Below are 26,091 nucleotides of genomic sequence, written 5' to 3'. Positions count from 1 at the left end.
ACTTTTCATGTTTGTATCTTATAAATGGCTTAGTGAATACGTAGATTTAACAGGTGTTTCAGCAAATGAACTTGCTGATTTAATCACAAAAAGTGGGATAGAGGTTGAAGGTGTTGAAGTATTAGGTGATGGCATAAAAAATGTCGTTGTTGGTCATGTGCTAGAATGTGAACAACATCCTGATGCAGATAAATTGAATAAGTGTTTAGTAGATGTTGGAGACGAAGAGCCTGTTCAAATTATTTGTGGAGCAGCAAACGTAGGCAAAGGCCAAAAGGTTGTTGTTGCAAAGGTAGGAGCAGTATTACCTGGAAATTTCAAAATAAAAAAGGCGAAGCTTCGTGGGCAAGAATCACACGGGATGATTTGCTCTCTTCAAGAGCTTGGGATTGAGTCAAAGTTAGTTTCAAAGGAATATTCAGAAGGAATCTTTGTCTTCCCTACTGAAGTAAAGCCTGGCGATGATGCATTGCAACAATTAAATCTTGATGATGAAGTATTAGAGCTAAGCATTACTCCTAATCGTGCTGATGCTTTAAGTATGATTGGAGTTGCATATGAGGTAGCAGCCATTTTAGGAAGAGAGGTAAAACTTCCAAAGATTGAACTAACAACAGGGTCAGAAAAAGCATCAGATTATATTTCTGTTTCAGTAGAAGAGAATCAAGATAATCCACTATATGTTGCACGTGTAGTTAAGAATGTCAAAATTGCACCATCACCATTATGGTTGCAAAATCGCTTAATGGCCGCTGGTATTCGTCCACATAATAATGTTGTGGATATCACAAACTTTATTTTGCTTGAATATGGTCAACCATTACATGCATTTGATTATGATCGTCTTGGTTCAAGGGAAATTCTTGTTCGCCGTGCAAAATCAGGTGAAAAAATGACTACACTAGATGATACAGAGAGAACATTGACACCAGAACACCTAGTCATTACTAATGGAACTGAGCCAGTTGCATTAGCTGGTGTAATGGGTGGAGCTAACTCTGAGGTGCAAAATGACACAACGACTGTTTTAATTGAGTCTGCTTATTTCACAGGTCCAACAATTCGTACAGCTTCTAAGGACCATGGACTTCGCAGTGAGGCAAGTTCGCGCTATGAAAAGGGAATTGACCCTAGCAGAACTCGCGCAGCTGCAGACCGTGCTGCAGCATTAATGATACAGTATACTGGGGGAGAGGTTCTTGATGGTGTCGTTGAGGTTGATACATTATCAGCAGAACCAGTTAAAGTAACCATCACGTTAGATCGGATTAATAAAGTTCTGGGAACCTCGATTTCATCTCAGGAGGTTTCTACTATCTTCTCAAGACTTCAATTTGAAACAGAAGTGGATAACGAAACCTTTATTGTAACTGTTCCATCGAGACGTGGCGACATTACAATTGAAGAGGATCTTGTTGAAGAAGTAGCTCGTTTATTTGGGTATGATAACCTACCTACCACATTGCCTGTAGGTCAAACTTTCCCTGGGAAATTAACGGACTACCAAGAGAAGCGTCGCAAAATTCGCCGATATTTAGAAGGAACAGGTTCGTATCAAGCTGTAACTTACTCTTTGACTAGCAGTAGTAAAGTTAACCAATATGCACTTGAAACAGCAGCACCTATTAAGTTATCTATGCCTATGAGTGAGGATCGAAGCGTCTTACGTTTAAGTATTGTTCCTCATTTATTAGAAGTGCTATCGCATAATTTAGCTCGAAAAGTAGATCATATTTCATTATATGAAATCGGTTCTGTATTCCTTTCAAATGAAGAAAGTAGACTACCAACTGAAAAAGAACATTTAGCTGGTGCTGCAACAGGTTTATGGCAATCAAACCTATGGCAGGGTGAAAAGAAGTCTGTCGATTTTTATGTGGTAAAAGGTGTGCTTGATGGCTTATTTGAATTATTGGGATTGCAAGATCGAATTTCATATAAACAAGCAAAATTAGATGGTATGCATCCAGGACGAACTGCTCAAGTAATCTTAGATGAAGAAGTTATTGGGTTTGTCGGCCAGATTCATCCAACTGCTCAAAAAGAATTAGACTTAAATGAAACCTATGTCTATGAATTATCACTTAAGAATTTACTTGAGGCAAAAGTAGAGGATGCTACATACACTAGCATTCCAAGATACCCATCTATGTCCCGTGATATTGCATTGGTTGTAGATCAAACGATTGCTGCAGGTGTTATTAAAGAAGCAATCATTGAAGCTGGTGGAAAGTTATTGAAAGAGGTATCCATATTTGACCTGTATGAAGGTGAACGTATGGAGGATGGTAAGAAATCTGTTGCTTATTCACTACGATATTTTGATCCAGAGCGAACACTAACAGATGAAGAAGTAACAAAAGCACATAGTAAAGTTCTGGCTTCTGTTGAAGAGAAGTTTGGTGCAAGTTTACGTTCATAATGTAAGAAAAGCGGAAGCGCCTTGTTAAGCCTCAGACAGGCATAAGTCGAATCACGTAGGAAATCTTGTTTACCGTAGTGATTCGACTTATGACCCCGAGGGGCTAGGCGCTGGAGCTAGACACCAAGAAAAGCGGAAGCGCCTTGTTCAGCCCCGACAGGCATAAGGCGAATCACGTAGGAAATCTTGTTTTCCGTAGTGATTCGACTTATGACCCCGAGGGGCTAGGCGCTGGAGCTAGACACTAAAACTGAGTGCAAAATTATATCCTTTCTTATCTTTTTAAAAAAGCTGCCCTTGAAAAGGCAGCTTCAAACTGTAGACTTTTTACATTGTGTCTACAGTTTTTTGTTGGATTTAGACAAGGGGTATCATAATTCTTTATCTTGTCGAAAAATTCTGTTAAAGTAAAGATGGAAACTATTTATTCTTTAAAGCTAGAAAGTAAAAGATGTAAGGGGTTAATCAATGTTAAATTCAGAATTGGATACACGATTGGAACCAAAAATTAAGGAATTATATCGATTGCATAAGGAACGTTCAGCAAATGTTGACTGGAGTTACCATGAATTTATACCGTGGGACAAGGCGATGTCATTTAAGAGAGTTCCTTGGGATAAGAGTCAAGTCACGCTTCCAGAAGCAGTGATAGTAGCGATAGAAACAGCGTTACTAACAGAAGTGAATTTACCTTGGTATACATCTCATTTGGATTATACGTTTAAAAACTCTATGGAAGTCATTAATGATTTTGTTCGCACATGGACGGCAGAAGAAGACCAACACTCTAGTTTACTTGAAACTTATTTATTGGTGACGCGTAACGTGGATCCGAAACGATTACATGAACTAAGAAAGCGAATGGTTGAGAGTGGGTGGTTCCCTGACTTCACGAACCCACTAGCAACAATGGCTTATACTTCCCTGCAAGAGTTAGCTACTTTAGTTTTCTATAACAATGTCGCGAAAATTTCTAGTCCTCACGACAAGGATTTAGCAACCTTACTTAGAAGGCTAGCAAAAGACGAAGCTCTTCATTATGCATTCTATCGCGATACGGTAAAAGCGCACTTGGAGCTTGATCCCAATTTCCTAGTGTTTTTCGAAGATGTTATTATCAATTTCTCTATGCCTGGAGCTGTCATGCCAGACTTTAATGAGAGAATGAAAACGATAGCCCTCGAAGCGAATTATGGTCCATTACAGTATTTTGATCAAGTATTAGACGTAGTTGTAACATACTGGGATATTGAAAACCTCCAGCCTACTTCTGAAGAAGCGAAGCAATCACAAGCGAATATTATGAAATATCACGGACGTTTAAAACGGATTAAAGAACGCCAACAGGCTAAAAAATAAAAGCATGGCAGTAAGGAGGGACCATATCATGACAGCACAATGCGAAATATGTAACAAAGATACGAAGGAAAGAGTAAGTTATTTAGAATTAGAAACATGGGAATTTGATTTCTTAAAGAAACAAAATAAGCTTTTCTATTCTATCTGTTTCTCTTGCTTTGATAAACACACGAATCAGTTTATAGACAAAGAAACGGATCTTGAATTAAGAAAGAAACGTCTTAGTCTAGTTAGTAAAGAAATCCAAGACGAGATTGAGGATATTCTTGCAGTTGAAGTGTAAGACATAAGTATGATTTTTGTTACAATCTGAAGCTGCCTTAATAGGCAGCTTTTTCTTATGTATTTGCAATCTTTTTCGCCTTATCAGTATTTGCGAAGTGAAGCTTTGTATAGTCACCTAAAGCTTCTACACCTAGCTTTTTAATAAGCTTTGCTGCTGCAACATCTACTTTTGCGCCTGCGCCTTTTGGTAATTCGACCCCTGCTTTTTTACTTAACTTTTCGAACTCTTTTACAAATGCATATCTTGCAATGATAGATGAGGCTGCAACTGACAGATGGACACCTTCAGCTTTTGTGCTGAAAAACACATTTTCTTTTGCAATCTTTCCCTGACCCTGGAGGTGTCTAAAATAAACTCCAGGCTCAGCAAACTGATCAATGAGGATCCCATCTGGGGTAGTAGGTGCGATCTTTTCCAATAAATGATTAATGGCTTGATTATGTAAAAGTGCTTTGATTTTCCCTTGAGTCATTCCACTGCTTTGAAGTTTGTTATATTTTGGGTTATGTAGGATTAACAAACTATATGGAATTACCTCGATGATATTTTTAGCAATCTCACATATTTGTTTATCATTTAGATTTTTCGAGTCTTTTACACCTAATTCTGTTAATAAAGGAACCTGATCCTTAGATACATAGGAAGCAACAACTGTCATTGGTCCGAAGTAATCTCCTGTCCCGACTTCATCTGAACCAATAATTGATAATGTCGCGATTTCCTTAGGAGGAGAGAATTCATGTTTTACCCTAGCTTTTGCTGCTACGTTCTTTGAACTTTTTGACGTTTGCTCAGAATGACTACCTGCCCATTTACTAGACTCAGCTTCAGCTGAACCACCTTGAAAAAGAACTTTGCCTGATTTATAGCCTGTAATTGTACAGGACGGTAACTTTGCAACAAAAACACTACCTGGTGGGAGCTTATCTCCTTTATACTGAGAGTAATGAGATTCGATTTTTTTCATCATGCTCATATCAACTTTAAGTACACTATTTGACAATCCTAACAACTCCTATGGTTAAAATGATTTCTGGTGAAATGTTATGTTAAATAAAAAATCTTACTTTCTATCATAACTAATGTAGAGATATCTTTCCATAATTGGACAGTTCATGTTATCATAATGGATAGATTTTAAAATTAGGAAAAGTATAATCGTTTTTAAGTAGTTACAAAAGTACCTCTTAATGATTATTGTATACACTATCAATCAAAGTTTAATAAATCTGTTCTTATAAAATCGTCTACTATGATGGTTTTTCCAGCAGATGAATGGAGGCCAAACCGTTGTCACAACAACCACCAAAAACCAGAACAACCGTTGATATATATGGACAACAATATTCAATTGTCGGAACAGAAAGCACAAGCCATATCCGCCTTGTTGCATCAATGGTCGATGATAAAATGCGAGATATTGGTGCGAAGAATCCATATTTAGATATAAATAAGTTAGCAGTTCTTACTGCAGTCAATGTCGTACATGAATACTTAAAACTAAAAGAAGACTATGAGCTTGTAGAAAAAGAGCTGAAACACTATTTAGAAAATGAAAAGGATTGGACGAATAATGCTTAATATTTTATTACTTATCATCCTTGTGATGGGGTTTTTGATTGGCCTGAAAAGAGGTTTCATTTTACAAATTGTTCATTTAGCAGGATTTATTGTTGCCTTCATTGTCGCCTATTTATATTCAGGTGATTTGGCACCAAAGCTAACGCTTTGGATTCCATATCCAGAATTATCAGGTGTCCAGCCATTAGAGTTTTTAATGGAGAACACTGATCTTGAATCTGCCTATTACCATTCAATTGCATTTGCAATACTATTCTTTATAACCAAAATTCTGATGCAAATTTTTGGATCTATGTTGGACTTCCTAGCACAGCTACCAATTTTAAAACAGGTGAACGGTTGGGCAGGTGGAGTATTAGGGTTTGTCGAAGTGTACTTAATTCTCTTTATTTTACTTTACATTGGCGCGCTTATGCCAGTCGAAGCAGTACAAGCTTCAATTAGCGAATCATCAATGGCTAAAGCAATCGTACAGCATACACCTATTTTTTCAGGCAAAATTAAAGATTTATGGTTTACACATCTAGCATCATAAGGCTGTTCCTAAACTAGTGCCAAGCACGTATTCACCTCTAGCTAACTAGCTTAAAAAGTGAACCGTCTAGGCACTTTAGGACAGCTTTTTTCTGTGTCTATTAATTAATGGTATAGAGTGCAAATCGACTACCATGTTTATATAGCTACAATGTAACGAAAACAACCTTCTAGAAAATTGAAGAAATCTAAATAAAAATGTATCATTTATAGTAGAAAATCGTATGTAAGGTAGGAAGGTGTCAAACATGAAAATCAATAAAAAAGATGTGATCAAATTACTAGAAACAATTGCGATTTATATGGAACTAAAAGGGGATAACCCATTTAAAATATCAGCTTTTAGAAAGGCTGCAGCAGCACTTGAAAATGATGATCGAAGTCTCACTTCAATTGAAGACTTTACAACCCTAGCGGGAATAGGAAAAGGTACAGCATCTGTCATTGAAGAATACATCAAGACTGAATCCTCATCAGTATTAGAGGAACTGAAACAGGAAGTACCAGAAGGTTTAATTCCTCTATTAAAGCTGCAAGGTTTAGGTGGGAAAAAGATTGCAAAGTTATATAAGGAGCTTGGGGTAGAGGATATTGAATCATTAAAGATTGCCTGTTTAGAAAACAAAGTACAAGGTCTTGCTGGTTTTGGAAAGAAGACGGAAGAGAAAATCCTAGCTGTTATAGACGAAGTTGGAAAACGACCTGATCGACTTCCGATTAGCATGATGCTAGATTTAGCTTTAGAGCTTGAGCAATCGCTAGAAGGTATGGACGGGATTGAAAAGTTTTCTAGAGCGGGAAGCCTCAGAAGAATGCGTGACACAATAAAAGATTTAGATTTTATTATTAGTACAAATGATCCATCAAAGGTAAGAGATCAGCTTCTTGCACTTCCACGTGTGAAAGAAATTATTGCTAGTGGAGAGACAAAGGTATCACTTCAACTAGAATATCTATATGATGTATCAGTAGATTTTAGGTTAGTCAAACCACATGAGTTTATTACAACACTGCATCATTTTACTGGTAGTAAAGATCATAATGTAAGAATGAGACAACTTGCAAAAGAGCGTGGAGAGAAAATTAGTGAATATGGTGTTGAAAACCTAGAAAATAATGAAATCCACACATTTGACAGCGAGGAACAATTTTATGAACATTTTAATCTCCCATTCATTCCTCCAGAACTTAGAGAAGATGGAACAGAGGTTGATTATTTTACAGCAGGTAGCGGTTTAGTTGAACTGTCTGATATAAAAGGAGATCTTCATATGCACTCTACATGGAGTGATGGAGCGTTCTCGATTGAAGAGATGGTTGAGGAGTGTCGTAAAAAAGGATATAAATATATGGCTATCACAGATCATTCTCAATACTTGAGGGTTGCAAATGGGCTTACACCAGAGCGGTTATTAGCTCAGAAACAAGAAATTGCTAATCTAAATGAAAAATATGATGATATTACAATTCTTTCGGGTGTAGAAATGGACATTCTGCCTGATGGTTCATTAGATTATGATGATGAAATTATTCGAGAAATGGATCTTGTGATTGCTTCAATTCACTCAAGCTTCTCTCATTCTCGTGAAAAAATCATGAATCGTCTTAAAACAGCACTTGAGAATTTACATGTAGACATTATTGCACATCCAACAGGTAGAATCATCGGTCGACGTGAAGGATATGATGTAGATATTGACTTATTAATTACTCTAGCGAAAGAAACAAACACAGCACTTGAATTAAACGCCAATCCCCACCGCCTAGACTTATCAGCAGAATACATCAGAAAAGCGGCTGAAGCAGGTGTGAAAATTGTAATTAACACAGATGCACATAATATAGACATGCTAGATCACATGAAATACGGAATCTCCACAGCAAAAAAAGGCTGGGTCAAAAAAGAACAAGTTATAAACACATGGGAAGCAGAAGAATTAATTACTTATTTAAAAAGAAATTAGACTAATATGTCATTCCTTACTCTGTACCTATCCTTTGAGGGAATGGGAGTAGGAGTATGAACTCTATGACCAATGACTGAGCAATCGGTACTTGGAATGAGCGGAGAGCCACTCAACTCCTGCGGGATGTACGGGGCAGAGTGAGACCCCACAGGAGCCGATAGGCGACGAGGAGGCTCACCGCGCCGCCCGCGGCATCCCGGGATTGGATCGTAGCGAATGGAAAGTCTTCCGACAACTATTTTAAGAGTAACTCCCATGCAAGCAATATGTAGCCAAAGAAATCAAAGTAGAGAAATGCTAAACAGAAAGGGGTTCTCTATTTATGCAACAAAGAGTACTAAAAGTATTAGAATTTAACAAAGTAAAAGAGCAGCTAAGCATGCACGTAGCTTCATCACTCGGAAAAGAAAGAGTAGAAAAACTAGCACCTTCAACAAACTTTGAAGAAGTAGTCCTTTTACAAGAACAAACAGATGAAGCAGCAAAAGTACTAAGGTTAAAAGGAAACGTGCCACTAGGTGGTTTAACCGATATACGAGCAAGCGTAAAAAGAACAATGATTGGAAGTACACTTGGAACAAATGAATTATTAGACATTGCTTCTACTATTTATTCCGGTAGAAATATGAAAAAATTCATTGAAACCATGGTTGAGGATGGTATTGGAGTCCCCATCTTAGATGAGTTCGCTGGACAAATCACACCATTATTTGATGTTGAACAAAAAATCAAGTTCTGCATTGATGATAATGGCGATGTATTAGATGGAGCAAGTGAGAAACTACGTTCAATTCGTCAAACATTAAGAACCAGCGAGTCACGAATCCGGGAAAAATTAGAGAATATGATCCGGTCATCATCTGCACAAAAGACACTCTCGGATGCCATTATTACAATACGAAATGATCGATATGTTCTTCCTGTAAAGCAAGAATATCGAAGTACGTATGGTGGAATCGTACATGATCAATCTTCCTCTGGAGCAACTCTTTTTATTGAGCCTCAATCAGTGGTAGACTTGAATAACCAACTATCAGAGGCGAAGGTAAGAGAAAAACAAGAAATCGAACGAATACTTCAAGAACTTTCCATATTTGTTGCTGAGTTCGGTCAAGAATTATTAGACAATGTGACCATTTTGGCTGAGCTTGATTTCATGTTTACAAAAGCGGGGTATAGTCAAAAAATAAAGGCGTCTAAACCCAAAATGAATGATCATGGCTATATTAGGATTGAAAAAGCACGTCATCCACTTATTGATCCATCAGAAGTTGTACCAAACAGTATAGAAATCGGTAAAGATTATCGATCAATTGTCATCACAGGTCCAAATACAGGGGGGAAAACAGTTACTCTAAAAACAGTAGGTCTCTTTACTCTTATGGCTCAATCTGGGCTACACATTCCTGCACTTGATGGATCGGAAATGGCTGTTTTCAAACATGTATATGCTGATATTGGTGATGAACAATCAATCGAACAAAGCTTAAGTACATTTTCATCACATATGGTTAATATTGTTGATATTATCAACACAGTAGACAATGAAAGTTTAGTTTTATTTGATGAATTAGGAGCAGGGACTGACCCGCAAGAAGGTGCGGCATTAGCGATCTCTATTTTAGATGAGGTATATCAACGTGGAGCGATTGTTATTGCGACAACGCATTATCCGGAACTCAAAGCATATGGATATAATCGAGATGGAGTTATTAACGCAAGTGTTGAATTTAATGTAGAAACACTAAGTCCAACCTATAAATTATTAATCGGTGTACCAGGCCGAAGCAATGCCTTTGAAATTTCAAAGAGATTAGGCTTGAAAATCGAAGTCATTGATCAAGCTAGAGATCATGTAAGTATTGAAAGTAATACTGTTGAAAATATGATTGCCTCATTAGAACAATCACGAAAAGAAGCGGAAGAAGAATTAGACGAGGCCGAACGAATCAGAAAAGATTCGGAACAGCTTCATAAGGAGCTTCAAGCTCAAATCATAGAGTTCAATCAACAACGTGATAAACTTTATGAAAAGGCAGAGAAAAAAGCTGCTGAGACGATTGAAAAAGCGACAAATGAAGCAGAAGAAGTGATCCGAGATTTGAGAAAAATGCAGCTGAATCAACGTTCAGCCGTAAAAGAACATGAACTAATTGATGCAAAGAAACGACTAGAAAAGGCCATACCTTCCCTAGAGAAGAGTCAAGCTAAAACTGGGCAGAAGCAAACGAGGCAGAGTTTCCAATCAGGAGACGAGGTTAAGGTGATCAGTTTTAATCAAAAAGGACATCTCATTGAAAAAGTAGGATCTAACGAATGGCAGGTTCAAATGGGCATTATGAAGATGAAGGTAAAGGAAAAGGACCTGGAGTATGTGAGTAGACCTAAGGTAGTAGAAACAAAGCCTTTAGCAACGATTAAGGGAAGGGATTACCATGTCGGACTTGAACTCGACCTTCGTGGTGAACGATTTGAAGATGCACTTATGAGAGTAGAAAAGTACATAGATGATGCATTGCTTGCTGGTTACCCTAGAATTTCGATTATCCATGGTAAAGGAACAGGTGCACTGAGACAGGGTGTTCAAGAATACTTGAAAAAGCATCGATCGATCAAATCAGCACGCTTTGGTGAAGCTGGAGAAGGTGGAACAGGGGTAACTGTAGTAGAGCTGAAATAATTGGGGGATTTTATGGAGAATTTCTGGGAAAATGAATTTATACAAACGGCTGCCTATTTTAGTGTTGTTGTTTTAAGCATCATTGTGTTCTTATCTATTTTTGAACTCGTAACAAAATATCATAACTGGGATGAAATTAAAAAAGGGAATATGGCTGTAGCGATGGCAACAGGTGGGAAAATATTTGGTTTATCGAATATCTTCCGTTATTCCATTAGTAATCATGATTCCTTGTTAACGATGATGGGATGGGGTTTGTTCGGATTCCTATTGTTACTTTCTGGTTACTTTATATTTGAATTCTTAACTCCAAAGTATAAGATTGATGAGGAAATCGCAAAAGACAATCGTGCGGTAGGATTTATTTCAATGGTCATATCAGTAGGGCTTTCATATGTTATCGGTGGTGGAATAGGTTGATGGAAAAACTAGCTAAAGTGTTAATGGCCCTTTGTGGTGTGTTTGTTTTAATTGGTGTTATATATATGCTGTTTTTTACTTAAATAAAGAACGATTAAAGAGCCCGGAATCATTTCTGGCTCTTTATTTTTGAAAAGAATTAATTGTCACAGAATTTTCAATATCATATAATGTTTATATAGAATATGTAAGCGCTTTAAAATCTTATTCTTTTATAGGGTAGTTTAGGCATATAATCTTGAGGTAGGCGAGAAAAGGGAAAAGGGAGGCAATCTATATGGAAGTAGTAAGGCCTTGGTTAAAACAGTACCCAAAAGAAATTCCTCACACAATCAATTATGATAATAAACCTCTATCACAGTTTTTGAAAGACGCAGCCACTGAGTTTCCGAATAAAAAAGCAATTTACTTTCTTGGTAAAGAACTGACCTTTCAAGAGGTTTACGTTCAAGCTTGTAAAATTGCTCACTATTTACAAGAGATTGGTATAAAAAAGGGAGATCGAGTCTCCATTATGCTACCAAATTGTCCACAAGCCGTTATTGCTTATTATGGTGTACTATTAGCAGGTGGAGTCGTTGTCCAGACCAATCCTCTCTATATGGAAAGAGAACTTGAGTATCAGTTAAATGACAGTGGTACAAAGGTTATTATTACACTAGACTTACTTTATCCAAGAGTATCCAAAGTAAAACCTCTTATTAAGTCTTTAAAACATATTATTGTTACTGGCATAAAAGATTACTTGCCATTCCCCAAAAATCTAATCTATCCCTTTATCCAGAAAAAACAGCATGGAATGGTCGTTAAAGTTGAACATAGCGGAACAAATCATCTATTTACCAAAATTATTGAGACGGGCAGAATAGATGAAATTGAAATGGAGATTGATGCTAAAGAAGATTTAGCTCTATTACAATATACTGGAGGAACAACAGGATTTCCGAAAGGGGTCATGTTAACACATTATAATTTAGTTTCTAATACGTTAATGTGCGCTAAATGGATGTATCAGTCGAAACGTGGGCAAGAATCAATTCTAGGTATTTTGCCATTTTTCCATGTGTATGGGATGACAACTGTGATGAATTTATCAGTTTTACAGGGTTATAAAATGATATTACTTCCTAAGTTTGATATTCAAGACACATTAAAAACGATTCAAAAACAAAAGCCGACCTTATTTCCAGGTGCACCTACTATTTACATTGGATTATTAAATCATCCTGATATTGGGAAATATGATCTTTCATCAATAGATTGCTGTATTAGTGGTTCTGCCCCTCTTCCAGTTGAGGTACAGGATCAATTTGAGAAGGTAACAGGTGGTAAACTGGTAGAAGGGTATGGTTTAACTGAAGCATCTCCTGTTACTCATTCTAATTCACTCTGGGGAGAGCGAATAAATGGTAGTGTAGGTCTTCCTTGGCCAGATACAGATGCCATTGTATTATCACTTGAAACTGGAGAACCTGTTGAAGCAGGTACGATAGGTGAAATCGTAGTGAAGGGCCCACAGGTAATGAAAGGGTATTGGAATAGACCAGAAGAAACAGCTGCAGTATTAAAGGAAGGGTGGTTACTAACTGGAGATTTAGGCTATATGGATGAAGAGGGATATTTTTATGTTGTGGACCGAAAAAAGGACATGATTATCGCTGGAGGTTTTAACATCTATCCTCGTGAAATTGAAGAGGTGCTATATGAATTTGAGAAAGTTCAAGAAGTAGTAGTTGCAGGAGTGCCAGATCCATATAGAGGTGAAACAGTCAAAGCCTATATTGTCCTAAAAGAAGGAGTAACATGCTCAAGTGAAGAGCTAGATCAATTCGCAAGGAAGCACTTAGCCTCTTATAAAGTACCAAGAATATTTGAATTCAGAAAAGAATTACCGAAAACGGCGGTAGGAAAAATATTACGTAGAGCTTTAATTGATGAAGAACGGGAAAAACAGAAAAAAGAAGCATAATATGGTTGATAATTACTATCCGTTTTGATTATGATAATAGAAAGGAAGTTAATGTTACGATATGAAATCAACAAGTGGTTAGCACTATGCTATTTTCAAGTGCTAACCTTAAGAACTTATAAGTCTTTCCTTGACAGCAGCACAGTAACTCTTTATTATTAATTTATGAATGATTATTCATTCATAAATGTGAAGGGAAGAATAATAAAATGAATCGAACTAAGCCAAAGTACAAACAAATTATTGATGCTGCTGTTATTGTTATTGCGGAAAATGGTTACCATCAATCACAAGTATCAAAAATTGCGAAACAAGCAGGGGTAGCAGATGGAACAATCTATCTTTATTTTAAGAATAAAGAAGATATCCTAGTTTCTTTGTTTCAAGAAAAGCTAGGTGCGTTTATTGAGACCATTCAAGAAGAAATTAATGGTAAGTCATTTGCTGCTGACAAATTATTAACTCTAATTGAGAACCACTTTTCACAATTAGCAGCTGACTTTCATTTAGCAGTCGTTACACAACTTGAGCTACGTCAATCAAATAAAGAATTAAGGCATCGAATAAACGATGTACTTAAAGGGTATTTAGTTGTCGTTGATTCAATCATTAAATCAGGAATTGAATCTGGCGAATTCTCAGAGGAATTAGATGTTAGGCTGGCGCGACAGATGATTTTCGGTACGATTGATGAAACAGTAACTACATGGGTTATGAATGAACAAAGGTATGATTTAGTTGGCTTGTCAAAACAAGTTCATCACCTTTTAATTAGTGGATGTGGAGTAGCTCAGCCTGTTAAATAGGGCCTGAGCTCCCTTCTTAGAATATATAATACATTTTTGGGAGGTTGACAGGATGGAGTATTTGCAATTAAAGATAGAAGATCAAATAGCTGTGATTAGTATTAATCGCCCTCCGGCTAACGCATTGTCATCTCAAGTTTTGAAAGGGCTTACCAAGCTGTTGGATGAAATAGAGAATAACGATGAAGTCAGAGTAATTGTCATTCATGGTGAGGGGCGCTTCTTCTCAGCTGGTGCAGATATAAAGGAATTCACCTCACTTAGGGATGAAAGTGATTACGCCGCTCTAGCTAAGAGTGGTCAAGACATTTTTGAACGATTTGAACAATTTCCAAAACCTATCATTGCATGCATCCATGGGGCTGCATTGGGTGGTGGCTTAGAGTTAGCATTAGGCTGTCACATCAGGATTGTAAGTGAAGATGCAAAGCTAGGCTTACCAGAATTACAACTAGGCATTATTCCAGGGTTTGGTGGTTCTGTAAGATTACCAAGATATGTGGGTGTAGCAAAGGCCGCTGAAATGTTCTGGACGAGTGATCACATTTCAGGATTAGATGCTGTTCGACTTGGATTAGCTAATCATGCTTTTAATGAGGAAGATTTATTAGAAGAAACTTTAAAGATTGCTAGAAAAATAGCATTAAAAAGTCCGATTACATTAGCTGCCACTATTGAGTTGCTAAATCTAGCAAAAAAAGAAAATTTCCATGGCGTGGTTGATCGAGAAGCACAATTATTCTCCAAAGTCTTTTCTACAGAAGACTCTGTTGAAGGGATTCAAGCCTTTCTTGAAAAAAGAAAACCGATTTTTAAAGGCAAATAAATTGTAAGCGCTTTTTTGATTCTATCAGTCTATCAATCTGTAATTTTGGGAGGGAAAAGGATGAATATCATTGTTTTATTAAAAAGAACATTTGATACAGAGGAAAGGATCACCATTTCAACAGGTAAGATTGATAAGGATGGTGCAGAGTTTATTATTAATCCCTATGATGAATATGCGGTTGAAGAAGCAATACAGGTTAGAGACAAGCATGGTGGAGAGGTGACGATTGTCACTGTCGGGACAGATGAATCTGAAAAAGAACTTAGAACAGCGTTAGCAATGGGGGCAGATAAAGCAGTCCTCATCAATATCGAAGATGATGTTGAAGATGCTGATCAATATACGACTGCAAAAGTTATCTCAGAGTACTTACGTGAGCTAGAAGTAGATTTAATTTTATCAGGGAATGTAGCAATTGATGGTGGGTCAGGTCAAGTAGGTCCACGAGTGGCGGAAAGCTTAGGTATTCCTTATGTTACAACCATTACAAACCTAGAAATTGAAGGTGAAAAGGTTACTGTTGTTCGTGATGTAGAGGGAGATTCTGAGACAATCGAAACCTCACTCCCACTGCTTGTTACATGTCAACAAGGACTTAATGAGCCAAGATATACATCACTACCTGGTATTATGAAGGCCAAGAAAAAACCATTAGATGAAATAGAACTAGATGATCTTGATCTTGAAGAAGAAGATGTTGCAGCAAAAACAAAAACGATTGAGGTCTATCTTCCACCTAAAAAAGAGGCGGGGAAGGTATTAACAGGAGACATATCTGACCAAGTGGTTGAACTTGTGTCATTACTGCATCAGGAAGCAAAAGTAGTATAACAAAGCTCGGTTTAAACACATTGAAATTGTAGTTACAAGCAGGATGAATACACGTAGACTCCAGCGGGATCAGTGGACAAAGTGAGACACCAAAGGAGCAATAGCGACGAGGAGGGAATAGAATATGTCAAGAAAGGTAATCGTACTTTCAGAGGTTCGAGATCAAACGCTACGCAATGTATCTTTTGAAGCGATTGCAGCTGGAAAGGTTGTCGCTGAGGGTGGAGAGGTTGTAGCTGTTTTATTAGGTCATGGTGTTAACTCACTTACAGATCAACTTTTCCATTATGGAGCAGATCGTGTAAGGGTCATTGACAATGATCAGTTGAAAACATATACTCCTGATGGATTTTCACAAGCCTTCTTAGCAGTACTTGAGGAAGAGAAACCTGAAGGGATTGTAATTGGACATACAGCATTAGGTAAAGATTTAGCTCCTAAGATTGCTTCAAGACTCCAATCAGGGTTAATCTCAGATGTAACGGATATTGAAGTTGCTGGTGGCCATATTGTATTCACACGTCCAATCTATTCAGGTAAAGCATTTGAGAAGAAAATAGTGACTGATGGCGTCACCTTTGTTACAATTCGCCCCAACAATATTGCCCCACTGGAGGCGGATTCAACTCTAACAGGTGAGGTAGCTGAGGTTTCAGTCGAAATTAAAGACCTACGTACAATTGTAAAGGATGTTGTCCGTAAAGCTTCGGCTGGTGTTGATCTTTCAGAGGCAAAGGTTGTTGTTGCAGGTGGTAGAGGGGTGAAAAGTATGGATGGTTTTGAACCACTTAAAGAGCTCGCTACCGTTTTAGGGGGGGCTGTTGGAGCGTCTCGTGGAGCATGTGATGCAGATTATTGTGATTACTCCTTACAGATTGGTCAAACCGGGAAAGTAATTACCCCAGATCTCTATATAGCATGCGGGATATCAGGCGCAATCCAGCATTTAGCAGGAATGTCCAATTCAAAAGTCATCGTCGCCATAAACAAAGACCCTGAAGCGAATATCTTCAAAATTGCTGACTATGGAATCGTGGGAGACTTATTTGAAGTCGTACCATTACTTACAGAAGAATTTAAAAAACTAAAAGTTCATTCATAAAATCATGTAAAAAGCGGGCTATAATGGCTCGCTTTTGCACTTATTAAAATTATTACATATCACCTTGGAAAATGGGGGAAAATGACCTTTGAGTCAAATAATTAGCATCTAAAAAACATTGGTGATATACTTTGATTATAATTTCAAAGTAGTAATTAGGAGGAATATAAAAATGGCTATTTCAAATGTAACAGATCAAAATTTTAATACAGAAACAAGCGAAGGTGTAGTACTTGCTGACTTTTGGGCACCATGGTGCGGACCTTGTAAAATGATTGCACCAGTTCTTGAAGAATTAGATTCAGAAATGGGCGACAAAGTAAAGATCGTTAAGCTTGATGTTGATGAAAACCAAGAAACAGCTGGTAAATACGGTGTTATGAGTATCCCAACTCTACTTGTTTTCAAAAATGGTGAAGTAGTGGATAAGGTTGTTGGATTCCAACCGAAAGATGCTCTAGCGGAAGTTTTAACTAAACATGTTTAATAGTTAATACCAAAAAGTCTAGCCTATTGCTAGGCTTTTTTCTTTAATTAAATAAAAAAATCTGTTTACAGGAGTCTTATTAACAAAAAGTAACAGATGATGACTAACACATCATCTGTTACAATGATTTAACTTATTGGTAATACTGACTGCTGCTGTAGTTTTGGTTTGATTGGTATTGCTGTCCTTGAACCTGTCCTTGCTGTTGTTGTTGCTGTTGTGATTGGGATTGTTGCATTTGTTTTTGCATTTGTTGTTGAGATTGATTAATTTGTTGAGAAATCTGATTTAACATATTAAATGATTGAAGTGATTGCTCAACGCCACCTAACATTTGTGTTGCCTGTTGAATTGATTGTTGTAATTGTTGGAAAGTCTTTTGCTGCTGTTGTTGAGCTTGGTTGCTAAAATCCTGCATCTGTTTTAGTAACTCCTGAGAGCTTTGTGTATTATAGCTCATTGAAGATCCAGTTTGTGAAGTCTGCTGACCACTTGATTGGATCTGGTTTAAAGCATTTTGCATGGATTCTAATTGATTTCTTAAAGGCATTAATTCTTCCCCGATTTCCTCTTCTACTTTTTGTGCAGCTAATTTCGAAAGGGTAGTTTCCTCAGCAGTTTCAACTTCTGTTTCTAGAATTTCTTCATAATTGTTTTCCATAGCGAATTCCTCCATATATTGATTTTTTTTGAGTGCATCTGTATTGGCATTAACATAAGCAGGTTTTCTTGCAGCTCTAGCAAAGAAAACTAATGCGATACTAGCCAACAAGATAAAGATCAGAAAGAAGAACATTCCGTTAATGGTAATGCACCTCCAATGTGTTCTACCTGGTGAAGCTTCAAGTAGACGAGTTTATTATGGGTTACTGTTACTTACTTTAGTTAGACAAATAATACCTTCTTCAAAAATAGCTTAGTTATTAACAAAGGGGTTAATTGGGTGGTATTTAAAGAATAAATTCTGGATTTTTTTTCACAACGTTTCTAAATAATATATTGATTTGTTTTTGTATTATAGAACTATTTTACAGGGAAGTTTCCCTTAAATCATGATACAATCAAGGGTAGCTATTTTGATGATGTAAGGAGTTGTTACTATGCATGATCACCTCAAAGAAAAGTTGTCCATATTACCTGCTCAGCCAGGCTGTTACTTAATGAAGGATCGTCAAGGAACAGTTATTTATGTTGGTAAAGCAAAAGTATTAAGAAACCGTGTGAAATCTTATTTTACAGGCTCACATGATGGAAAAACATTACGACTTGTAAATGAGATTGTTGACTTTGAATATATTGTAACTTCCTCAAATATAGAAGCACTTATTTTAGAGTTGAACCTAATCAAGAAGTATGATCCGAAGTATAATATCATGCTAAAAGATGATAAAAGCTATCCGTTTATTAAAGTGACTGCAGAAAAACAGCCACGCTTAATCATTACTCGTAATGTTAAAAAGGATAAAGGCAAATACTTTGGTCCATATCCGAATGCCCAAGCAGCAACTGAAACAAAAAAGTTGCTAGATCGAGTCTATCCATTGCGCAAATGTACAACCTTACCTGATAAGGTTTGTTTATACTATCATATAGGTCAGTGTCTTGCTCCGTGTATACAACCAGTAACCGATGAAACAAATAAACAAATTGTTGATAATATTATCAAGTTCTTAAATGGTGGGTACAAGGATATTAAAGTTGAGTTAACAGAAAAAATGTTGAAAGCCTCAGAGGAACTTGATTTTGAGCGGGCCAAAGAATACCGTGATCAAATTTCACATATTGAAACAACGATGGAAAAACAAAAGATGACAATGACAGATTTTATTGATCGTGATGTGTTTGGGTATTCATATGATAAAGGGTGGATGTGTGTACAAGTCTTTTTTATTCGCCAAGGAAAATTGATTGAAAGAGATGTATCACTTTTTCCCATTTATAATGAACCAGAGGAAGATTTCTTAACATTTTTAGGTCAATTTTATACGAAAACGAATCATTTTAAGCCCAAGGAAATCTTGCTTCCAGCTTCAATTGAAAAGGAACTAGCAGAACAGCTTTTAGAAGTTAATGTTTCACAACCAAGTCGTGGAAAAAAGAAAGACTTAATTGAACTTGCTACGAAGAATGCGAAGATTGCATTAACTGAGAAATTTTCATTAATTGAGCGTGATGAAGAAAGAACGATAAAGGCGACTGAAAATCTTGGAATACAGCTTGGTATTGCGACACCATACAGAATTGAGGCCTTTGACAACTCTAATATTCAGGGAACTGACCCAGTATCAGCAATGATCGTTTTTGTGGATGGTAAGCCAAGTAAGAATGACTATCGTAAGTATAAAATCAAAACAGTTGTCGGTCCAGATGATTATGATTCAATGCGTGAAGTTGTTCGGCGTAGGTATAGTAGGGCATTAAAAGAGCAGCTTCCTCTTCCGGACTTAATTATTATTGATGGGGGAAAAGGACACTTAGCTGCTGTTAAGGAAGTGCTGGAGGACGAGCTAGGCTTAGAGATTCCAGTAGCAGGGTTAGTAAAAGATGAAAAACATCGAACTTCTGAATTATTAATAGGTGAACCATTAATGGTTGCAAGTCTTGAGCGAAATAGTCAGGAATTTTATTTACTTCAACGTATTCAAGACGAGGTACACCGATTTGCGATTACATTCCATCGCCAATTGCGAAGTAAATCTGTTTTTCAATCTGTTCTTGATGATATCCCTGGAGTAGGAGAAAAGCGAAAAAAGGCATTGTTGAAATATTTTGGTTCAGTCAAGAAATTAAAAGAAGCAACAATCGAGGAAATCCAAGAAGCAAAAATTCCTAGACAAACTGCAGAACTTATTTATCATAAACTACAGGAGTAAGAATATTATCCTTGCACTATGTAAAATAACACGTTATAATTTTAAACAACTTAATACACTTCAATTACTATTGAAGTGAAGATAGAGGTGCAAGCTTCAATAGTAAGCAATATGAGGAGGATGAGCTCCGATGACGATTGCCTAAAGGGGAGATTGCCGAAGTAAAGGATGACTCACTACATTCTTTGCTGGTTCTGTGTTTAAGAAATGCAGAATTGTCAAGGTATTATATCTTGGAGAGCTATCTCACGATGTGAATATGATGAATTTATTTTCGTTAATCACAGCAATGAGATTTTTCTCATTGCTTTTTTTAATGCCAATTTACAGTGAATAGTGATCTAAACTCAGGAATGAATGAGCACATGAATAGAATGAAAAGGGTGGTTTATCGTGGGAATTATTGTGCAAAAATTTGGTGGTACATCGGTAGGTTCTGTCGAACGAATTATGAATGTTGCTAATCGAGTAAGTCAAGAAGTTCTAGCGGGTAATCAAGTAGTCGTTGTTGTTTCAGCAATGGGGAAAACAACTGATGAACTTGTTCGACTTGCAGGAGAAATTAGCTCGAATCCTAGTAAGCGTGAAATGGATATGTTATTAACAACTGGTGAACAAGTGACGATTGCATTACTTTCGTTAGCCATTAAAGAAAAAGGGTATGATGCTATTTCCTATACAGGCTGGCAAGCTGGTATTCAGACAGAGGCTATACATAGTAATGCTCGGATTACGAACATTGAAACAACTAAGTTAAAAGCAAGTCTTGATGAAGGTAAGATTGTTGTAGTTGCAGGATTTCAAGGCGCTACAGTTGACGGAGAAATAACAACACTTGGTCGTGGAGGCTCTGATACAACTGCAGTTGCGATCGCTGCAGCATTACAAGCTGATAAATGTGATATCTATACAGATGTAACAGGTGTGTTTACAACGGATCCTCGTTATCTGAACACGGCTAGAAAATTACACTCTGTATCATATGATGAAATGCTTGAGTTAGCTAACCTTGGAGCCGGTGTTCTCCATCCAAGAGCGGTTGAATTCGCCAAAAATTATTCAATGCCATTAGAAGTTCGTTCAAGTATGGAAAATGAACGTGGAACGATTATTGAGGAGGAAGTATCAATGGAAAAGAATTTAGTTGTTAGAGGAATTGCGTTTGAAGATCAAGTGACAAGGGTAACGGTGTGTGGACTACCAAACGGACTTCGTACTCTTTCTACTATTTTTACAACATTAGCTAGTAATGGACTAAATGTGGACATTATTATACAAGGCACTACAGATCAGGATACAACAAATATCTCATTTTCAGTGAAGACAGCGGATTTAAATGATACAGTACGTGTTTTGGAAGAGAATCAGGATGCTTTAAAGTTTGACAGAATTGAAAAGGAAGATGGACTGGCAAAAGTATCAATCGTTGGTTCCGGGATGATTTCAAACCCAGGAGTAGCAGCAGAGATGTTCAAAGTACTAGCAGATCATGACATTCATGTGAAAATGGTGAGTACGTCGGAAATTAAAGTTTCTACTGTAGTAGAAAAAGGTAGTATGGTAAAGGCTGTTGAAGCTTTACACGATGCTTTCCAACTTTCGGTAGTGGAAAATAACGAAGTAACTGTTTAAACTATAACTCAGCGGTCAATCCATTTGAAATTGACCGTCTGGCCGTTCATCTGCAAAGATAGGATGGCTCTCACTAGATCTCTTGCGTCTCATAGTAAGAAGAGTTGCAGGTTAAACTATGTTTGAGTCATCCTTTTTCACAAACACTTATACTATGCTTTATCCCATTTAACAGTGAATATGACTTGAAAAGCTCTTTTCTTATGCTGCTCATATGACTCTGTTAATTGATCGGTTTGTTGTTGAATTTGTTGGGCCAAGAATCCAGCTTCAAGTTGAAATGAATGTTCTTCTTTTTTCTTCATTCGAACTGCAACAAGTTCACCTGTTAAATGAAACTCCATTTCATTTTTTTTAATTCGATCTACTGTAAGTGAGCCCCAACCAGCCTTTTCAAAGAAAGAGATAATATCCTCTACCGAATGTAAAGGATGCTTCCTTGCGAGGTTCTTACCTGCCCAATAAAGCAGTTGTGAGGCATTTTTACCTAGTAGATCAGTTAGAACGTCTTCTCGTATAAGTTCGTACCCAAATGCGGACACGGTTAGGTTCTCAATTTCTGTTGCAGATTCGTCAGATAATACTTGTTTCAAGGCAATCCCCTCTTTCCATTTATATATTATATAACAACAATGAGAGGGTAACACATGAATTTCTTACTATATTTTTCGGAAAATATTTTATAAGGAGTATGTAGTTAAAATACACGACTAAAAGAAAATTGTTGCAAAATTTAAATTTTAATGAACAATTTGTGTACGCGTTTTCTTGACGCTCAAAACTTATGAGAGTAAAATGAACTTGTTACGTTATACTGATAAAAGAAAAATTGTGAACTCATGATTGTTAGTCTTAATGAATATAAGTATAATAGATGGTTTTTACTAGACTACCAATTCGGTTTGCAAAGGTTTTCATTTATCAGTCAAAAATATGAATATATTAATGGGCAAAAATTGGGACTGGTTATTATTAAGGGGGGTAAACAATGGCAAGAAATCGAGAGTTTTTTTACCGCAGACTTCATTCGTTATTAGGAGTAATTCCAGTAGGGATTTTCCTAGTTCAGCATTTAGTTGTAAACCATTTTGCAACTAAGAGCCCTGAAGCGTTTAATGAAGCTGCTCATTTTATGGAAAGTCTTCCATTTCGTTATTTACTTGAAACATTTATTATCTTTATTCCTATTTTATTTCATGCGATTTATGGACTTTATATTGCTTTTACAGCGAGAAACAATGTAAGCAAATATAGTTTCTTCCGTAACTGGATGTTCATCTTACAACGTATTACTGGAGTAATTACATTAATTTTTATTACATGGCATGTTTGGGAGACTAGGATCGCTGCAGCATTTGGTGCTGAAGTTAACTATGATATGATGGCTAATATTTTCGCTTCACCATTTATGATAGGATTTTATTTGGTAGGTGTTATTTCAACGATCTTCCACTTTGCAAATGGTTTATGGTCGTTTGGTGTTAGTTGGGGGCTTACAGTTTCACCTCGTTCACAACAGATCTCAACATATGTAACACTTGGTATATTTGTTGCTTTAACAATTGTAGGGGTACGTGCAATTTTTGCGTTTGTTTAATTACCAGTAGACTTATATGTTTAATTAAAATTGAATTAAAACTAATTGATAACGTGGGAAACCACTATTTATAGTTTCACTTTATAGGGGAGTGACTTACCATGAGTAATGGAAGAATTATTGTTGTCGGTGGTGGATTAGCCGGCTTAATGGCAACTATTAAAGCAGCAGAAGCTGGTGTACAGGTTGATTTATTTTCACTTGTTCCAGTAAAACGATCTCATTCGGTTTGCGCACAGGGCGGAATTAACGGTGCAGTTAACACAAAAGGTGAAGGAGACTCTCCATATGAGCACTTTGATGACACTGTATATGGGGGAGATTTCCTTGCAAACCAACCACCTGTAAAAGCGATGTGTGAAGCAGCGCCAGGTATTATTCATTTATTAGACCGTATGGGTGTAATGTTTAATCGTACCCCTGAAGGTTTACTTGACTTTAGACGTTTTGGTGGTACTCAACATCACCGTACAGCTTTTGCAGGTGCGACCACTGGACAACAGTTATTGTATGCATTAGATGAGCAAGTTCGTCGCTTTGAAGTAGCAGGACTTGTAACGAAATACGAGGGATGGGAATTCCTTGGAGCTGTTGTTGATGATGAAGGAGTTTGTCGTGGAATAACAGGACAAGACCTATCAACAATGGAGATTAAAACGTTCCCTGCTGATGCTGTTATTATGGCAACAGGTGGGCCAGGAATTATCTTCGGAAAATCAACGAACTCAGTTATTAACACAGGTTCGGCAGCATCGATTGTGTATCAACAAGGTGCCTATTATTCAAATGGAGAATTTATTCAGATTCACCCTACAGCAATTCCTGGGGATGATAAGCTTCGTCTAATGAGTGAATCTGCTCGTGGTGAGGGTGGCCGTGTTTGGACGTATAAAGATGGGAAGCCTTGGTATTTCTTAGAAGAGAAATATCCAGCATATGGTAACCTTGTTCCGCGTGATATTGCAACACGTGAAATCTTTGATGTCTGTGTAGAGCAGAAGCTAGGTATTAACGGTGAAAATATGGTTTACCTAGATCTATCACATAAAGATCCAAAGGAATTAGATATTAAGCTCGGTGGAATTATTGAAATCTATGAGAAGTTCATGGGTGATGATCCACGTAAGGTACCAATGAAGATTTTCCCAGCTGTTCACTATTCAATGGGTGGACTATGGGTTGATTATGATCAAATGACAAATATTCCAGGACTGTTTGCTGCAGGTGAGTGTGATTATTCTCAACATGGTGCAAACCGACTTGGGGCTAATTCATTATTATCAGCTATCTATGGTGGAATGGTTGCAGGTCCAAATGCTGTTAGATATATCAGCGGACTATCGAAGAGTGTAGATTCAATTTCATCATCTGTCTTTGATCGCCATGTGAAAGAAGAGCAAGATAAATGGAATTCAATCATGACATTAGACGGTACAGAGAATGCATATGTTCTTCATAAAGAGCTTGGAGAATGGATGACTGATAATGTAACAGTAGTACGTTATAATGAAAAATTGAAACAAACAGACCAAAAAATCGAAGAGCTGTTAGAGAGATTTGGTAAAATTAATATAAATGATACTGCTAAATGGAGTAACCAGGGTGCAGTGTTCACAAGACAGCTTAAAAACATGCTTCACTTATCACGTGTGGTAACGATCGGTGCATTAAATCGTAATGAAAGCCGTGGTGCACACTATAAACCAGATTTTCCAGATCGAAATGATGAAGACTTCTTAAAAACAACGATGGCCAAATTTACTGGTGAGAAAACAGCGCCAGCATTTCATTATGAAGAAGTTGACACATCACTTATTCAACCACGTAAACGTGACTATTCTAAGAAGAAGGGGGAAAATTAATTATGGCTGAAAATAAAACAGTACGTTTTATTATTACTCGTCAAGACAGCCCGGATTCTGACCCTTACACCCTTGAATTTGCAGTCCCATACCGTGCGAATATGAATGTTATCTCGGCACTGATGGAATTTAGAAGAAACCCAGTTGATATTACTGGAAAGAAGGTTGCACCAGTTTCTTGGGATATGAACTGTCTTGAAGAGGTATGTGGAGCTTGTTCGATGGTGATAAATGGCAAACCGCGTCAATCCTGTACAGCTTTGATTGATCAACTAGAACAACCAATTCGTCTTGAGCCTATGAAGACATTCCCTGTTGTCCGAGATCTTCAAGTTGACAGAAAGAGAATGTTTGATTCACTTAAGAAAGTAAAGGCTTGGATTCCAATTGATGGAACCTATGATTTAGGTCCTGGACCACGTATGCCTGAAACAAAACGTCAGTGGGCATACGAACTTTCAAAATGTATGACATGTGGTGTATGTTTAGAGGCCTGTCCAAATGTAAATAGCAAATCAGATTTCATTGGGCCTGCTCCGTTATCGCAGGTTAGATTATTCAATGCTCATCCAACAGGTGCTATGAATAAAGCTGAACGCTTAGATGCAATTATGGACGATGGTGGACTTACGAACTGTGGTAACTCACAAAACTGTGTTCAATCCTGTCCAAAAGGTATTCCATTGACTACATCTATTGCAGCACTTAACCGTGACACAACCATTCAATCATTTAGAAATTTCTTTGGTAGTGATCAAGCGTAATAAATCATATAAATAGTATAGAAAATGCTCGGTTTCATTTTATTGAACCGAGCGTTTTTTTATACTATTCTAAGTATAATGACTCATAGA

The 26,091-nt window shown here is 37.1% G+C and carries 22 protein-coding genes and 1 riboswitch; of the genes, 19 read left to right on the top strand and 3 right to left on the bottom strand.

The genetic code is table 11. The annotated features are described in order from the left end of the window. Nucleotides 1–7 precede the first annotated feature (7 nt). The 3 genes from pheT to BLQ56_RS00425 all read left to right on the top strand — a co-directional run bounded on the left by pheT (nucleotide 8) and on the right by BLQ56_RS00425 (nucleotide 4,064). The gene (pheT, locus tag BLQ56_RS00435) at nucleotides 8–2,422 is read left to right on the top strand and encodes a phenylalanine--tRNA ligase subunit beta (protein ID WP_090849081.1); all 2,415 of its coding nucleotides are present in this window, start codon (nucleotides 8–10) and stop codon (nucleotides 2,420–2,422) included. A 468-nt stretch (nucleotides 2,423–2,890) separates the two neighbouring features. Beyond that, nucleotides 2,891–3,781, top strand: coding sequence for an acyl-ACP desaturase (locus tag BLQ56_RS00430; protein WP_090849079.1), 891 nt, complete (start codon nucleotides 2,891–2,893; stop codon nucleotides 3,779–3,781). 28 nt (nucleotides 3,782–3,809) lie between these two features. Next, nucleotides 3,810–4,064 carry a hypothetical protein gene (locus tag BLQ56_RS00425; protein WP_090849077.1) on the top strand — a complete coding sequence of 85 codons (255 nt, stop codon included), beginning with the start codon at nucleotides 3,810–3,812 and terminating at the stop codon, nucleotides 4,062–4,064. Between the two features lie 55 nt (nucleotides 4,065–4,119). Here BLQ56_RS00425 and rnhC read toward each other — a convergent pair whose 3' ends face one another. Continuing rightward, nucleotides 4,120–5,070: a ribonuclease HIII gene (rnhC, locus tag BLQ56_RS00420; RefSeq protein WP_090849075.1), complete on the bottom strand. Its 951-nt coding sequence runs from the start codon at nucleotides 5,068–5,070 to the stop codon at nucleotides 4,120–4,122. A gap of 272 nt (nucleotides 5,071–5,342) precedes the next feature. On the opposite strand from rnhC, the gene zapA reads away from it, so the two are divergent. The 11 genes from zapA to trxA all read left to right on the top strand — a co-directional run bounded on the left by zapA (nucleotide 5,343) and on the right by trxA (nucleotide 17,273). After that, nucleotides 5,343–5,648 (top strand): cell division protein ZapA, encoded by a 306-nt coding sequence (gene zapA / locus BLQ56_RS00415; RefSeq protein WP_090849073.1) that lies wholly within the window; start codon nucleotides 5,343–5,345, stop codon nucleotides 5,646–5,648. After that, nucleotides 5,641–6,183 carry a CvpA family protein gene (locus BLQ56_RS00410; protein ID WP_090849071.1) on the top strand — a complete coding sequence of 181 codons (543 nt, stop codon included), beginning with the start codon at nucleotides 5,641–5,643 and terminating at the stop codon, nucleotides 6,181–6,183. The genes zapA and BLQ56_RS00410 overlap by 8 nt, the downstream gene beginning before the upstream one ends. 247 nt (nucleotides 6,184–6,430) lie before the next feature. Then, a complete protein-coding gene (gene polX, locus BLQ56_RS00405; protein WP_090849069.1) occupies nucleotides 6,431–8,146 on the top strand; it encodes a DNA polymerase/3'-5' exonuclease PolX in 1,716 nt (571 codons plus the stop codon). Between the two features lie 325 nt (nucleotides 8,147–8,471). Further along, nucleotides 8,472–10,829, top strand: a complete 2,358-nt coding sequence (locus BLQ56_RS00400) for an endonuclease MutS2 (protein ID WP_090849067.1) — start codon at nucleotides 8,472–8,474, stop codon at nucleotides 10,827–10,829. A gap of 12 nt (nucleotides 10,830–10,841) precedes the next feature. Then, nucleotides 10,842–11,249, top strand: coding sequence for a DUF350 domain-containing protein (locus tag BLQ56_RS00395; protein WP_090849065.1), 408 nt, complete (start codon nucleotides 10,842–10,844; stop codon nucleotides 11,247–11,249). A gap of 277 nt (nucleotides 11,250–11,526) precedes the next feature. Then, nucleotides 11,527–13,218 carry a long-chain-fatty-acid--CoA ligase gene (locus BLQ56_RS00385; RefSeq protein WP_090849062.1) on the top strand — a complete coding sequence of 564 codons (1,692 nt, stop codon included), beginning with the start codon at nucleotides 11,527–11,529 and terminating at the stop codon, nucleotides 13,216–13,218. A gap of 209 nt (nucleotides 13,219–13,427) precedes the next feature. Further along, nucleotides 13,428–14,024, top strand: coding sequence for a TetR/AcrR family transcriptional regulator (locus tag BLQ56_RS00380; protein WP_090849060.1), 597 nt, complete (start codon nucleotides 13,428–13,430; stop codon nucleotides 14,022–14,024). Nucleotides 14,025–14,076: 52 nt separating this feature from the next. Beyond that, nucleotides 14,077–14,850 carry an enoyl-CoA hydratase gene (locus BLQ56_RS00375; RefSeq protein WP_090849058.1) on the top strand — a complete coding sequence of 258 codons (774 nt, stop codon included), beginning with the start codon at nucleotides 14,077–14,079 and terminating at the stop codon, nucleotides 14,848–14,850. A gap of 60 nt (nucleotides 14,851–14,910) precedes the next feature. Then, nucleotides 14,911–15,684, top strand: coding sequence for an electron transfer flavoprotein subunit beta/FixA family protein (locus BLQ56_RS00370; RefSeq protein ID WP_090849056.1), 774 nt, complete (start codon nucleotides 14,911–14,913; stop codon nucleotides 15,682–15,684). 124 nt (nucleotides 15,685–15,808) lie between these two features. After that, entirely contained in the window at nucleotides 15,809–16,786 is a 978-nt protein-coding gene (locus BLQ56_RS00365) for an electron transfer flavoprotein subunit alpha/FixB family protein (protein ID WP_090849054.1), read from the top strand. 172 nt (nucleotides 16,787–16,958) lie between these two features. Continuing rightward, nucleotides 16,959–17,273 carry a thioredoxin gene (gene trxA / locus BLQ56_RS00360; RefSeq protein ID WP_090849052.1) on the top strand — a complete coding sequence of 105 codons (315 nt, stop codon included), beginning with the start codon at nucleotides 16,959–16,961 and terminating at the stop codon, nucleotides 17,271–17,273. A 133-nt stretch (nucleotides 17,274–17,406) separates the two neighbouring features. Here the strand turns inward: trxA and BLQ56_RS23775 are convergent, their stop codons facing one another. Beyond that, nucleotides 17,407–17,934 carry a hypothetical protein gene (locus BLQ56_RS23775; RefSeq protein WP_238457125.1) on the bottom strand — a complete coding sequence of 176 codons (528 nt, stop codon included), beginning with the start codon at nucleotides 17,932–17,934 and terminating at the stop codon, nucleotides 17,407–17,409. 439 nt (nucleotides 17,935–18,373) lie between these two features. On the opposite strand from BLQ56_RS23775, the gene uvrC reads away from it, so the two are divergent. Further along, the gene (gene uvrC, locus BLQ56_RS00350) at nucleotides 18,374–20,146 is read left to right on the top strand and encodes an excinuclease ABC subunit UvrC (protein WP_090849048.1); all 1,773 of its coding nucleotides are present in this window, start codon (nucleotides 18,374–18,376) and stop codon (nucleotides 20,144–20,146) included. A gap of 74 nt (nucleotides 20,147–20,220) precedes the next feature. Then, nucleotides 20,221–20,398, top strand: a riboswitch (Lysine riboswitch). A gap of 141 nt (nucleotides 20,399–20,539) precedes the next feature. Continuing rightward, the gene (locus BLQ56_RS00345; RefSeq protein ID WP_090849046.1) at nucleotides 20,540–21,778 is read left to right on the top strand and encodes an aspartate kinase; all 1,239 of its coding nucleotides are present in this window, start codon (nucleotides 20,540–20,542) and stop codon (nucleotides 21,776–21,778) included. A gap of 152 nt (nucleotides 21,779–21,930) precedes the next feature. Here BLQ56_RS00345 and BLQ56_RS00340 read toward each other — a convergent pair whose 3' ends face one another. Beyond that, the gene (locus BLQ56_RS00340; RefSeq protein WP_090849044.1) at nucleotides 21,931–22,371 is read right to left on the bottom strand and encodes a YslB family protein; all 441 of its coding nucleotides are present in this window, start codon (nucleotides 22,369–22,371) and stop codon (nucleotides 21,931–21,933) included. A gap of 395 nt (nucleotides 22,372–22,766) precedes the next feature. On the opposite strand from BLQ56_RS00340, the gene BLQ56_RS00335 reads away from it, so the two are divergent. From BLQ56_RS00335 to sdhB, 3 genes are all read left to right on the top strand, one after another. Beyond that, entirely contained in the window at nucleotides 22,767–23,375 is a 609-nt protein-coding gene (locus tag BLQ56_RS00335) for a succinate dehydrogenase cytochrome b558 subunit (RefSeq protein WP_090849042.1), read from the top strand. A gap of 101 nt (nucleotides 23,376–23,476) precedes the next feature. Beyond that, nucleotides 23,477–25,237 carry a succinate dehydrogenase flavoprotein subunit gene (gene sdhA, locus BLQ56_RS00330; protein WP_090849040.1) on the top strand — a complete coding sequence of 587 codons (1,761 nt, stop codon included), beginning with the start codon at nucleotides 23,477–23,479 and terminating at the stop codon, nucleotides 25,235–25,237. Nucleotides 25,238–25,239: 2 nt separating this feature from the next. Then, nucleotides 25,240–26,001 (top strand): succinate dehydrogenase iron-sulfur subunit, encoded by a 762-nt coding sequence (gene sdhB / locus BLQ56_RS00325; protein WP_090849038.1) that lies wholly within the window; start codon nucleotides 25,240–25,242, stop codon nucleotides 25,999–26,001. Nucleotides 26,002–26,091 lie beyond the last annotated feature (90 nt).

It is taken from the genome of Litchfieldia salsa (assembly GCF_900104555.1).
Lineage (GTDB): Bacteria > Bacillota > Bacilli > Bacillales > Bacillaceae_L > Litchfieldia > Litchfieldia salsa.
The sequence above is the reverse complement of the archived record's forward strand: the minus strand, read 5'-3'. Positions and strand labels throughout refer to the sequence as shown.

Bases quoted from the DNA above. Each gene is read 5' to 3' on its own strand.
- polX (WP_090849069.1), top strand. From the start codon at position 6,431: ATGAAAATCAATAAAAAAGATGTGATCAAATTACTAGAAACAATTGCG.
- BLQ56_RS23775 (WP_238457125.1), bottom strand. From the start codon at position 17,934: ATGGAAAACAATTATGAAGAAATTCTAGAAACAGAAGTTGAAACTGCT.
- sdhB (WP_090849038.1), top strand. From the start codon at position 25,240: ATGGCTGAAAATAAAACAGTACGTTTTATTATTACTCGTCAAGACAGC.
- BLQ56_RS00380 (WP_090849060.1), top strand. From the start codon at position 13,428: ATGAATCGAACTAAGCCAAAGTACAAACAAATTATTGATGCTGCTGTT.
- BLQ56_RS00410 (WP_090849071.1), top strand. From the start codon at position 5,641: ATGCTTAATATTTTATTACTTATCATCCTTGTGATGGGGTTTTTGATT.
- BLQ56_RS00425 (WP_090849077.1), top strand. From the start codon at position 3,810: ATGACAGCACAATGCGAAATATGTAACAAAGATACGAAGGAAAGAGTA.
- trxA (WP_090849052.1), top strand. From the start codon at position 16,959: ATGGCTATTTCAAATGTAACAGATCAAAATTTTAATACAGAAACAAGC.
- uvrC (WP_090849048.1), top strand. From the start codon at position 18,374: ATGCATGATCACCTCAAAGAAAAGTTGTCCATATTACCTGCTCAGCCA.
- BLQ56_RS00430 (WP_090849079.1), top strand. From the start codon at position 2,891: ATGTTAAATTCAGAATTGGATACACGATTGGAACCAAAAATTAAGGAA.
- zapA (WP_090849073.1), top strand. From the start codon at position 5,343: ATGGAGGCCAAACCGTTGTCACAACAACCACCAAAAACCAGAACAACC.
- BLQ56_RS00375 (WP_090849058.1), top strand. From the start codon at position 14,077: ATGGAGTATTTGCAATTAAAGATAGAAGATCAAATAGCTGTGATTAGT.
- BLQ56_RS00365 (WP_090849054.1), top strand. From the start codon at position 15,809: ATGTCAAGAAAGGTAATCGTACTTTCAGAGGTTCGAGATCAAACGCTA.
- sdhA (WP_090849040.1), top strand. From the start codon at position 23,477: ATGAGTAATGGAAGAATTATTGTTGTCGGTGGTGGATTAGCCGGCTTA.
- BLQ56_RS00385 (WP_090849062.1), top strand. From the start codon at position 11,527: ATGGAAGTAGTAAGGCCTTGGTTAAAACAGTACCCAAAAGAAATTCCT.
- BLQ56_RS00335 (WP_090849042.1), top strand. From the start codon at position 22,767: ATGGCAAGAAATCGAGAGTTTTTTTACCGCAGACTTCATTCGTTATTA.
- BLQ56_RS00395 (WP_090849065.1), top strand. From the start codon at position 10,842: ATGGAGAATTTCTGGGAAAATGAATTTATACAAACGGCTGCCTATTTT.
- BLQ56_RS00400 (WP_090849067.1), top strand. From the start codon at position 8,472: ATGCAACAAAGAGTACTAAAAGTATTAGAATTTAACAAAGTAAAAGAG.
- BLQ56_RS00370 (WP_090849056.1), top strand. From the start codon at position 14,911: ATGAATATCATTGTTTTATTAAAAAGAACATTTGATACAGAGGAAAGG.
- pheT (WP_090849081.1), top strand. From the start codon at position 8: ATGTTTGTATCTTATAAATGGCTTAGTGAATACGTAGATTTAACAGGT.